Below are 10,542 nucleotides of genomic sequence, written 5' to 3'. Positions count from 1 at the left end.
AACCGCGGCCAGCCGCGGTTTTTTCATGGCCTGAATTTCGGCTCAAAGACTTTTCAGGGTTTCCGCCAACAAGTCACGGACCTTCTGCATCCCCTCGCTGATCACGGCGCGGATTTCGTCCATGGTAATCAGACCTTCGCTCTTCCCTGCCGCCGGATTAACGACCAGACAAATGCTGGCGTAAGGAATGCCCAGTTCACGCGCCAACGCGGCCTCCGGCATACCGGTCATACCCACCAGATCACAGCCGTCTTTTTCCATACGGCTGATTTCTGCCACGGTTTCCAGACGCGGCCCTTGGGTCGCCCCGTACACGCCAAATTCACACACCGGCAGCTGAATAGCCGCCGCCGCGCGGATCAGCGACTGACGAAGCTCTTCGTCGTACGGATAGCTCAGATCAATGTGATCCAGCGGGCGGAATTCGCCATCAAAATAGGTGCTTTCCCGGCCCCAGGTGTAATCCACAACCTGATGCGGCACCGAAATCACACCTGATTGCATCGCATGGTGAATGCCGCCCACAGCGTTGACCGCAATAATGGCATCGGCACCCAGTTGCTGCAGCGCCAGCAAGTTGGCGCGGTAATTAATCTTGTGCGGCGGTACCGCATGAGGATGACCGTGGCGTGCCAGAAACAGCACATCGCGTTCGCTCCAGCGCCCTTCCTGCACAGGGCCACTCGGCTGACCCAGATCGGTGGTCAGCTCGTAGCTGCCGGTAATGTCCGGACCATCCAGCTGGGTCAGCCCGGTTCCGCCAATGATGGCGACTTTATTAAATGCCATAAAATACGATCACTTATTCACGATAAAGACAGACGAATGCGCTCGCGTACAGCGATGGCACGCACCTCGTCCGGAGCATTCTGCGGGCCCTGCAGCCCGCTCAGGTCGAGCGTTTCCATGGCCGGATTCTGCTGACGCCACTGCCGTAGCGCATCAATCACCTGCTGCGCGCCGTCGCGGACATTGCACACCACCAGCGCATTCGCACCGGCGTCCAGTGCGGCACGGGCGCGGTCGGCGTAAGTGCCGACACTGGCCGCGCCAGCCATGGTCAGATCATCACTGAAAATAACGCCCTTAAATTGCAGTTCACCGCGCAGAATCTTCTGCAGCCAGTGCGCCGAAAAACCGGCCGTATTGATTTCATCTACCGCCGGATAGACCACGTGCGCCGGCATCACGCCGGCCAGCAAACCGGCCTGATTCAGCGCGCTGAACGGGCGCATGTCGTAGTCCAGTTCGGCGCGTGAACGTTCATCCACCGGCAATGCCAGATGCGAATCCGCCACCACGGCACCGTGTCCGGGAAAATGCTTACCCACCGCGCTCATGCCGGCGTCATTCATACCGCGGACAAACGCCGCCGCCAGACAACTGACCACGTCGGCATCATGACCAAACGCACGGTCGCCGATCACCTGCGAACAATCACGTTCGATATCAAGCACAGGGGCAAAGCTCAGATGCACACCGCAGGCACGCACTTCACTGGCCATCAGCCAGCCCAGTTCATGGGCGGTTGCCTCTGCCAGAGCGGCGTCGCTGCGAAAAAGCGTCTCAAGCTTCAGCATCGGCGGCAAGCGGGTAAAGCCGTCACGGAAGCGCTGCACGCGTCCGCCTTCCTGATCGACACACAGCAACAGGTCAGGCCGGATCGATAAAATATCCGCGGTTAATGCCGTCAGCTGTTCCGGCGAGGTGTAATTACGGGCAAAAAAGATCAGGCCGCTGATTTCCGGCTGGCGCAGAAATTCACGGTCTTCGCTGGTCAGCACCGTCCCCTGAATATCGGCGATTACACCGACGGCATGGCTCAGAGATTGCGGCATGGAATCCTCGAAAAACTGTGAGCCTGAATCCACACGGGCGTGCCCGGCTTCACCAGCTCGAATAAGGCCAGCATGTCGCTGTTGCGCATGCGGATGCAGCCGTGCGAACGGGCGACCCCCATAGGTTCGGAATCGGGTGTGCCGTGGATATAAATGTAACGGCGCATGGAATCGACCTGCCCCAAACGGTTGTAACCCACTTCCTGTCCCTGCAACCAGAGAATGCGCGACAGAATCCAGTCCCGTTCCGGGAACTGAGCGGCTAATTCCGGGGAATACAGCTCACCGGTCGGACGCCGGCCGACAAACACCGAATTTTCTGCCAGACCCGCACCAATGCAGGCGCGTACAGAATGCCAGCCGCGTGGCGTTTTGCCCGAGCCCATTTGTTCACCGGCGCCGTTCAGCGCTGTGGATACAGAAAACAGATGACAGGCGCCCGGTGTCGAGACACGCAGCGCCTGATCAGCAATTGAAATTTCTATCAGAACAGCACCGGTTTCCGGTGCATCGAGAGAACTGAGCGACAGTGAACCCGACTGCGCCATAAGGACTTTTCCATTCGCGATTGGCAGCACAGCTGCCTGCTTCACACTGCCTGATGCGGGGCATTCAGACCTGACGCGAGGAAAGGTATCAATTTATCGATAACCTGCGCAATATCCGACGCTTTGCCGAAATCGTGTTCCGCCATCGCGGTCAGCGAATCGGCGCCAGACAGGGTGAACACGGTCGCACCCAGCATAAAGTGAATGCGCCAGAAACGGTCTTCATCCGACAGATCGGGCGTCGCCAGAGTCACCAGCTTCATGTAGCGGAAAAACACGGCGCCGTATTCCTTTTGCAGGAAGCGGCGCAGGTGTCCCTGCCCCTGGGTGTACGCCAGACCGAGCAGGCGCATAAAAATGCCCAGACGACGGGGGCTGTCGTGACCTGCCTTCAGGGCGGTGCCAGACAGCAGCATCAGCAATTCCGGCAGCGCCGGCGCCTGACCAGTCTGACGGGCCTCCAGCGCGGTCAGATCCTGACCCAGACTTTCGCAAAAAGGCGTCAGGTAGCGCGCAAACACCGCCTGAATCAGCGCTTTTTTGGAGCCGAAGTGGTAATTCACCGCGGCCAGGTTCACACCAGCCTTGGTGGTAATGTTACGCAGTGAGGTCTCCGCAAAGCCCTTTTCGGAGAACAACTCTTCCGCCGCATTCAGAATGCTTTTAACTGTATCTTTCTGTGCCATATAAAGCGGAATCTCTCTCAGCAGCCGCTTCTTACGGCATTCACAAACATCTGTTTCAAACATACGTTTAAAACAGCAATCGTGCAATAGGCAAGACTGCTCAGTCCTGCCTGTTAGCGACGCCTGTCGTAAAAAAGGTTTACACCCGGAAAAATACTGTATACATTCACAGCCACTGTATGGATCACCAGACTGGATAGGTATCATGATTAAGCTTACCGCGCGCCAGCAGCAGGTACTCGACTTCATCCGCAGCGCACTGGAGGACACAGGTTTTCCTCCGACACGGGCAGAAATTGCTGCCGAGCTCGGCTTTAAATCGCCTAATGCTGCTGAAGAGCACCTCAAGGCACTGGCCCGTAAAGGGGCCATCGAAATCATGCCAGGCGCCTCGCGCGGTCTGCGGATCGTCGAAGAACAGCAACCGGGTCTGCCGATCATCGGCCGGGTTGCAGCCGGCGAGCCGATTCTGGCGCAGGAACACATCGAAGATTATCTGGCTGTTCCGCCGGGTTTCTTCCGCCCTGAAGCCGATTTTCTGCTCGAAGTACACGGCGACAGCATGAAGAAGATCGGCATCATGGATGGCGACTACATTGCGGTTCACAAGACCGAAGCCGCGCGTAACGGCGAAATCATCGTCGCCCGTGTCGGTGAAGAAGTGACCGTTAAACGCTACGAAAAAGGCCGCACCAAAGTGCTGCTGCATCCGGAAAACGATGACTACCAGCCGATTGAAGTCGACCTGCGCGAGCAGGAGTTTTCCATCGAAGGTCTGTACGTCGGAGTGATCCGTCGCAGCTGAAGGGCATCTGGTCAGGGATAAGGTTGGAGGGTTCGTTATGCGTCAGTTAGTTCTTGGAATGGAAGAGCCGGGTCTGTCACTCAGCAGTCAGGCGTTTGCAACACCGGCCGCGGTAACGAACAGCCGCCCTGCCGGCAGCCTGACCGAAGTGATCGTCAGCGATGAGGGCGCCATTCAGCCCATGCATCTGCTGCCCATGCTGGCACAGTGCAGTGCCCAGCAGCGCTGGCTGATGTGGCTGTCACCCAACCGTCCCATGAACAAGCACTGGCTGGAAAGCATGGGGCTGGCGAAATCGCCGGTAATCCATCTCGACCTGTGTAACGACACTCAGTTTGTACTGTGCTCACGCGTTCTGACCGCCGCCAACAGCCACATGATTGTGGAATGGCAAGGACCTCTGTCTGCGGATGAGCGGCAGCATTTGCGCCAGCTGGCCCGCCAGAGCGGCAGCCATGTGGTGCTGATTCAACGCGAAAACTGAGCAGGAAACGCTGAGCAGGAAACGCTGAGCAGAATAACGTGCAGAAACAAAAAAGCCCTGACTATTCAGGGCTTTTTTACATCCTGAGAAAGGCTGTCAGTGCAGGCGCTGCTGATATTCCGGCGTGTCGAAATCTTCACGCTCGACTTCCATACCCGACAGCTCGCCCACTTTGCGCACGCCAGCTTCCAGCATCACGCGGGCAACGTCCATGTGATGGGTCTGCAGGCTGGCTTTGGCGTCATCCGAGAAATGAATAGACACCAGCGCATCGCCTTCCTGGTCGTCTGCACGACGCAGGGCGATGTCGCCATTGGAAAGTTCTACGATCTCAAAAAAGCGTGCCATAACCGCCTCTCAAAACTGGGCGCGGGAGTGTATCACAACAGATTCTGAATAGCGCAGGCGCCGACAGAACCGTTGGGTATAAAAAGCGGTTTTATAGAACCGCCAAGCGAGCGGAATCAGCTTTCCTGACGGTTCTCGCGCTGACGTTCAATCAGCCGGCTCAGGTCACGCCACCAGTCAGAAACCTGCGATTCAGAAACTTCTTCAGCAACAACAAGCAGTTGCATGGCATCGGTTGCCTGAACCTTGGGCATGGGCTGGCGATTCAGGGCATCCACGGCTGACAGCATTTGTGCCAGCCATGAAAAACCGTTATCCGCCAACTGGCTAAGTTCACGCATCTCTCCAGTAATCATAGACGCGCGGCCCAGCAAATCACTGAGCGAAGACACAGGTTCACGGAAAGTCACCATCTCACCCAATTCCTGCAGGTAAGACAGCCAGGCATCGTGCAGCAGGTGCAACGCGCCCTCTTCCAGTGCTTTGGCAAGCACCTTGTTATCAACCACCTTATCCCGTTCGCTGAGCAGCAGACGGCACTGATAAAGTTTCTGGTTGGTAAATCCGATCCACTGCGCCATGGTTGCCTCAGAAGTCGATGGTCAGACCGAAGTGAGCACCGTCACCCAGCTTGTAGCGTTTGTCGATGTCTTCGATACGGATGCTGTTGTAGCGGTAGCCGGCATAGATACGGGCGGTTGGCAGCAGAGAAAACTGCAGGCGCAGATCCGACACAATCATGTTCTCGGCATCCATAAAGGAAACCACCGGCGGTGCGTAGTAAGCGTAGCCGGCCAGACTCACGTCCGGTGCCGCCGGGAAGCTGTAGCGGAAGAAACCGCCCACGCCGAGTGCAGAGCCGTCGTAATCATCGGTACTGAATACGAAGGCCTGAGCACCCACACCAATGTACATGTGGCTGGTTGATGGACGGACGTCCACAACGTGCAGACCGGCAGACAGCATATCGCCGTCGTCTTCGTGGTGCAGACCAGCGAAGCTGACGTGCAGACCACTGCCCATCTGAGTGGCGTCATACCCCAGACGCACAACGTCGTCGGCCAGACTGATGTCCAGAGAGCCACCGGCCTGAGCCGGAGCAGCAAAAGTAGCGGCCAGCGCGAGCAGAGCCGGAAGCGCAGCGCGGAAGTGTTTCATAGTGTTCCCCAATGAATACGATGCTTTCGTCAGGCAGTCTCTGCTGCTCTGAAAGTGAGCGCATCATAACAGCACGGCGGCAGGGGTAAAACCGCTGCCGCCGTACTGTCAGTGCGGGCAGGAATCAGCTCATCAGATCCAGCAGCAGCTTGTTCAGACGGGCAACGTACTGTCCCGGTTCCTTCAGCTGGCTGCCTTCGGCCAGCAGGGCCTGAGCGTGAATGATCTGAACCAGCTCGGCGAAACGGGCTTCGTCGGCTTCTTTATCAAGACGGGCGATCAGCGGATGCGCCGGGTTAATTTCCAGCGTGGTCTCAGGTTCCGGCACCGGCTGACCTGCCGCTTCCAGCAGACGACGCATATGACCGCCCATATCGTACTGCCCCACCACCAGACACGCCGGCGAATCGGTCAGACGCGACGACACACGCACGTGTTTCACATCACCAGTCAGCGCAGCCTGCACGCGTTCAACCAGATCTTTGTGGGTTTCTTCCAGCGCTTTCTGCTGTTCTTTTTCGCTGCTGTCGGCCAGTTCGTCTAGATCCAGTTCACCTTTGGTGACGTCCTGGAACATTTTGCCGTCGAACTCAGTCAGGTGACCCACCATCCACTCGTCAACGCGATCGGTCAGCAGCAGCACTTCAACACCTTTGGTGCGGAAATATTCCAGATGCGGGCTGGCGGCTACGGCAGCATGGTTGTCGCCGGTGATGTAGTAGATCTTTTTCTGACCTTCGCGCATGCGGGCAACGTATTCATCCAGACCAACTACTTGTGCCGCGCCGTCGCTCTTAGTGGTCGCGAAGCGGAACAGACGGGCGATTTTTTCGCGGTTGGCGAAATCTTCTGCCGGGCCTTCTTTCAGTACATCACCGAATTCGCTCCAGAAGGTCTGGTATTTTTCCGGCTCATTTTTCGCCAGTTTTTCCAGACTTTCCAGCACACGTTTCACCAGCGCGGCGCGCAGGCTTTCAACCTGCTTGTCCTGCTGCAGAATTTCGCGCGATACGTTCAGCGACAGATCGTTGGAATCGAGCACACCTTTAACGAAGCGCAGATACAAGGGCAGGAACTGTTCGGCGTCGTCCATGATGAACACACGCTGCACGTACAGTTTCAGACCCCGGGTAGCTTCGCGGTTCCAGATATCAAACGGCGCTTTGGCCGGCACATACAGCAGACTGGTGTAATCCAGCTTGCCTTCAACCTTGTTGTGCATCCACAGCAGAGGTTCGTTCCAGTCGTGGGACACGTGCTTGTAGAATTCTTTGTAGTCGTCGTCGCTGACGTCCGATTTGGAACGCGTCCACAGGGCTTTGGCTTGGTTCACGGCTTCCGGAATTTCTTTCTTTTCGCCTTCACCGTCTTCTTCACCGACTTCCTGCGGCAGATACACAGGCACAGCAATGTGATCCGAGTATTTCTTGATCAGATTGCGCAGACGCCAGTTGTCGGCAAACTCGGTTTCACTTTCTTTCAGGTGCAGGGTAATGCGCGTGCCGCGGTTGGCTTTTTCAATCGCCTCAATGGTGAAATCACCTTCGCCGGCGGATTCCCAGCGCACACCCTCGGCAGCGGCTTCGCCGGCACGACGGGTTTCGACAGTCACTTTATCGGCCACGATAAAGGCCGAGTAAAAGCCCACACCGAACTGACCGATCAGCTGCGAATCTTTTTTCTGATCGCCGCTCAGTTTGCTTAAAAATTCGGCGGTGCCGGATTTGGCGATGGTTCCCAGATGATTAATCACATCATCACGGTTCATACCGATACCATTGTCTTCAATACTGATGGTACGGGCGTCGGCGTCGAAGTCGATGTGAACACCCAGTTCACTGTCGCCTTCAAACAGGCCGTCATTCTGCAGGGCTTCAAAACGCAGTTTGTCGCAGGCATCCGATGCGTTGGAAATTAATTCACGCAAAAAGATCTCTTTGTTGGAATACAAAGAGTGAATCATCAGATGCAGCAGTTGTTTGACTTCGGTTTTAAAACCCAGGGTCTCTTTGCTGGCTGCGGTCATCTATTGCTCTCCTGTTCAGGGCCACATTCAACACGTAAGAGAAAATGGGGCCACTGAACGCCATTTCAAGCCCCCGACGTTGTCAGGCTGCCAAGGGTCGCACGCAACGGCGGGAAAAAGCGGCGAATGTCATGCACTCTCTGCTCCAGCCCCTCGTCTTCACGCAGTGCCGTCACAATCGCCACCGACTCAATGCCTGTGCTCGCCACCGCCAGCAGGTTATCTGGGGTGATGCCGCCGATGCAGGTCAGGCGCCGGGCGCTGAAACGGGCGGCCCAGGTGCTCACGCGTGTAAGTCCGAGCGGCGCATAACGCAGCCTTTTAGATAACGGTATATAAACCGGTCCAAAGGCGATGTACGACGGCGTCAGCGCCCGTGCCCGGGCAATTTCCCAGTCGCTGTGGGTGCTGATGCCAAGCCGCAACCCCGCCGCCGCCAGCGCCTGGCAATCGGCGGTGAGCAGATCCTCCTGCCCCAGATGCACGCCATAAGCGCCGAGTTTCAGTGCCAGCCGCCAGTCATCGTTGATATACAGCGGCACGCCAGCCGCACGGCATAAGGCAATGGCCTGCACCATGTCAGTTTCGTAGTCAGCCGAGCGGTCTTTCACCCGCCATTGCAGGGTGTCGATACCCAGACTGAGCAGCCGCTGCAGGTGCTCAAGGTTGTCGGTTAAACCGTAGAGCCCAAGGGGCCCTGCCGCCGTAAATGCGTAACTCTGAAATGGCTCATCGCCATCGGGCGACAACACCACTGGCCAGTCGCTTTCGCCCGCGGCTTCCGGGTCGCAGGCCCAGGCGTTGTCGTAGCCGTTGGCACGGCTGCTGGCCTGCTGAATAGCCAGACGCGCCGTCACCACGCCCCGCACAACGGCGTCATACAGGGTATGCCCCTGCGCCAGTGCGCAGGCAATGCCGGCGGTTAGATGACAACCGGTACCATGTACGCGTCGTGCCAGTCGCGGGTGTTGCAGGGTAAAGGCAGGCAGCAGCGAGGGACCGGGCAGCTCAGCTACCAGAGTCTGATAACGACTGTCCTGCGGCCGGGCAGCGAAGAAGGTATCCCTCACCTGAGCCAAAGCCTGCGCCTCATCGCCGCCGGTCACCAGCACATGCCCGGCGCCGTGGGCCTGCAGTACCTCAGCCGCCTGACGGGCGGTAAGCAGCCCGGACGCAGCTTCCGCGCCTGTCAGTGAATCCGCTGTCAGCCCCGCCAACGACCAGTCGTCCGCAGACAGCGCCCGTGCCAGTGCCCTTGCCTCACGGGCGTTAGGAGTCAGCAAGGTCACCCGTTGCAACAGGGCCGTCAGCCGGCCCTCAGGCCAGGCCGACGCTGACAATCCGCCCTGCGTAGCCGACAGCACCGGGTCCCACAGCACAGGGCCTTGAAACTCCGCCAGCTTGTCCAGCAGCCAGTCGAGCAGACCCGCATCCTGTGCCAGCCAGCCCAGCCGGATCACCGCCGGCCAGCCATCGCTTTTTAAGGCCTGCCATTGCTGCTCAAGCATGGCGCGCGATACCAACTGCAGCGCGTGCACGCCGGCACTGCTCTGCGCTGTGATGGCGGTCAGCAGAACAGCACAATCACAACCGGCGGCATGCGCCACACGCACATCGGCCAGGCAGCCTGCGCCGGCGGTGGTGTCCGATGCGCCTATGCTCCAGACCATCGGCCGTTTCATGTCGCCCTTCCTTTCAGGATGTTCCATCGGCATGTTTCCTCTCTTTTTGGCAGGCATCTCGTTTCAGAAAGTCGCTTCTGTCAGAAAGTCGCTTCTTTCATAAAGCCTCTCTTTCATAAAGCCTCTCTTTCATAAAGCTTCTTTGCGCCCCGTCCCCGGCTGGTGCCAGAACGGCAGACCCAGCGCCGGGGTCGACGGGCTGGCCTGATCGCGCTCGGGCATCAGGCCGGCACGATACGCGGCCCGACCTCCGCTGACGGCCTGACGGAAGGCCTGTGCCATCTGCTGCGGGTCTGAAGCCAGCGCCACGGCGGTGTTCAGCAACACAGCGTCAAAACCCATTTCCAGCGCCGCCATGGCCTGCGAGGGTTTGCCCAGTCCGGCATCAATGATCAGCGTGGCGTCCGGCAGGCGCTCACGCAGGGTGCGCAGCTGGTATGGGTTCATCAGCCCTTTGCCGGTGCCGATCGGCGCCCCCCAGGGCATCACCGCCGGACAGCCGAGTTCCAGCAAGGTGCGGCACAACACCAGATCGTCGGTGCAGTAAGGCAACACCTTAAACCCCTGTGCCAGCAGCTCGCGGGCGGCCTCCACCAGCTGCAGCGGGTGAGGCTGCAAGGTGTAGTCATCTCCGATCACTTCGAGCTTGATCCAGTCGGTGGCGAACAGCTCCCGCGCCATCTGCGCCAGCAGAATGGCCTCGCGGGCACTGTGGCAGCCGGCGGTATTGGGCAGCAGCCGCGCACCAGAACGGGCGGCAGCCTGGGTCAGCCACTGCCAGTGGCCATTTTCCGCGACCTGCTCTTTTACCTGTGCGGCGGTCTGGCGGCGCAGCGACAGCGTAATAAAGCCTGGTTCTGCTGCCGTCAGCGCCTGCGCCATGATCTGTGGCGACGGGTACAGCGACGAGCCCAGCCACAAACGACTGTTGATGGTGTCACCACCAATGCTCAGTACGTCGTTCATA

At 58.4% G+C, this 10,542-nt stretch carries 12 protein-coding genes; 2 read left to right on the top strand and 10 right to left on the bottom strand.

The window, feature by feature from the left end:
- Positions 1 to 42: 42 nt before the first annotated feature.
- Genes ACQUQU_RS04560 through ACQUQU_RS04545 form a run of 4 tightly spaced genes read right to left on the bottom strand, consistent with a single transcriptional unit; the run spans position 43 to position 3,072 of the window.
- Positions 43 to 789: an S-methyl-5'-thioinosine phosphorylase gene (locus ACQUQU_RS04560; protein ID WP_430462064.1), complete on the bottom strand. Its 747-nt coding sequence runs from the start codon at positions 787 to 789 to the stop codon at positions 43 to 45.
- Positions 790 to 806: 17 nt separating this feature from the next.
- Positions 807 to 1,838 (bottom strand): beta-N-acetylhexosaminidase, encoded by a 1,032-nt coding sequence (gene nagZ, locus ACQUQU_RS04555; RefSeq protein WP_430462063.1) that lies wholly within the window; start codon positions 1,836 to 1,838, stop codon positions 807 to 809.
- The gene (locus ACQUQU_RS04550) at positions 1,823 to 2,386 is read right to left on the bottom strand and encodes a L,D-transpeptidase family protein (RefSeq protein WP_430462062.1); all 564 of its coding nucleotides are present in this window, start codon (positions 2,384 to 2,386) and stop codon (positions 1,823 to 1,825) included. The genes nagZ and ACQUQU_RS04550 overlap by 16 nt, the downstream gene beginning before the upstream one ends.
- Positions 2,387 to 2,427: 41 nt before the next feature.
- Entirely contained in the window at positions 2,428 to 3,072 is a 645-nt protein-coding gene (locus ACQUQU_RS04545) for a TetR/AcrR family transcriptional regulator (RefSeq protein WP_430462061.1), read from the bottom strand.
- 205 nt (positions 3,073 to 3,277) lie between these two features.
- Between ACQUQU_RS04545 and lexA the strand changes: the two genes are divergently transcribed.
- Positions 3,278 to 3,877: a transcriptional repressor LexA gene (gene lexA / locus ACQUQU_RS04540; RefSeq protein WP_430462060.1), complete on the top strand. Its 600-nt coding sequence runs from the start codon at positions 3,278 to 3,280 to the stop codon at positions 3,875 to 3,877.
- Between the two features lie 37 nt (positions 3,878 to 3,914).
- Complete coding sequence (locus tag ACQUQU_RS04535) at positions 3,915 to 4,361, top strand: cell division inhibitor SulA (RefSeq protein WP_430462059.1); 447 nt, start codon at positions 3,915 to 3,917, stop codon at positions 4,359 to 4,361.
- 96 nt (positions 4,362 to 4,457) lie between these two features.
- Here the strand turns inward: ACQUQU_RS04535 and ACQUQU_RS04530 are convergent, their stop codons facing one another.
- The 6 genes from ACQUQU_RS04530 to ACQUQU_RS04505 form a co-directional block, all read right to left on the bottom strand.
- Positions 4,458 to 4,709: a hypothetical protein gene (locus ACQUQU_RS04530; protein WP_430462058.1), complete on the bottom strand. Its 252-nt coding sequence runs from the start codon at positions 4,707 to 4,709 to the stop codon at positions 4,458 to 4,460.
- Between the two features lie 116 nt (positions 4,710 to 4,825).
- Positions 4,826 to 5,290 (bottom strand): DUF6586 family protein, encoded by a 465-nt coding sequence (locus ACQUQU_RS04525; protein WP_430462057.1) that lies wholly within the window; start codon positions 5,288 to 5,290, stop codon positions 4,826 to 4,828.
- A 7-nt stretch (positions 5,291 to 5,297) separates the two neighbouring features.
- A complete protein-coding gene (locus ACQUQU_RS04520; RefSeq protein ID WP_430462056.1) occupies positions 5,298 to 5,867 on the bottom strand; it encodes a YfaZ family outer membrane protein in 570 nt (189 codons plus the stop codon).
- Between the two features lie 124 nt (positions 5,868 to 5,991).
- Positions 5,992 to 7,893, bottom strand: coding sequence for a molecular chaperone HtpG (gene htpG / locus ACQUQU_RS04515; RefSeq protein WP_430462055.1), 1,902 nt, complete (start codon positions 7,891 to 7,893; stop codon positions 5,992 to 5,994).
- A gap of 65 nt (positions 7,894 to 7,958) precedes the next feature.
- Positions 7,959 to 9,575 carry a thiamine phosphate synthase gene (locus tag ACQUQU_RS04510; protein WP_430462054.1) on the bottom strand — a complete coding sequence of 539 codons (1,617 nt, stop codon included), beginning with the start codon at positions 9,573 to 9,575 and terminating at the stop codon, positions 7,959 to 7,961.
- Between the two features lie 129 nt (positions 9,576 to 9,704).
- Positions 9,705 to 10,541, bottom strand: coding sequence for a thiazole synthase (locus tag ACQUQU_RS04505; RefSeq protein WP_430462053.1), 837 nt, complete (start codon positions 10,539 to 10,541; stop codon positions 9,705 to 9,707).
- Position 10,542 lies beyond the last annotated feature (1 nt).

Source organism: Thalassolituus sp. LLYu03, assembly GCF_050507655.1.
Classification (GTDB): domain Bacteria; phylum Pseudomonadota; class Gammaproteobacteria; order Pseudomonadales; family Oceanobacteraceae; genus Venatoribacter.
The sequence above is the reverse complement of the archived record's forward strand: the minus strand, read 5'-3'. Positions and strand labels throughout refer to the sequence as shown.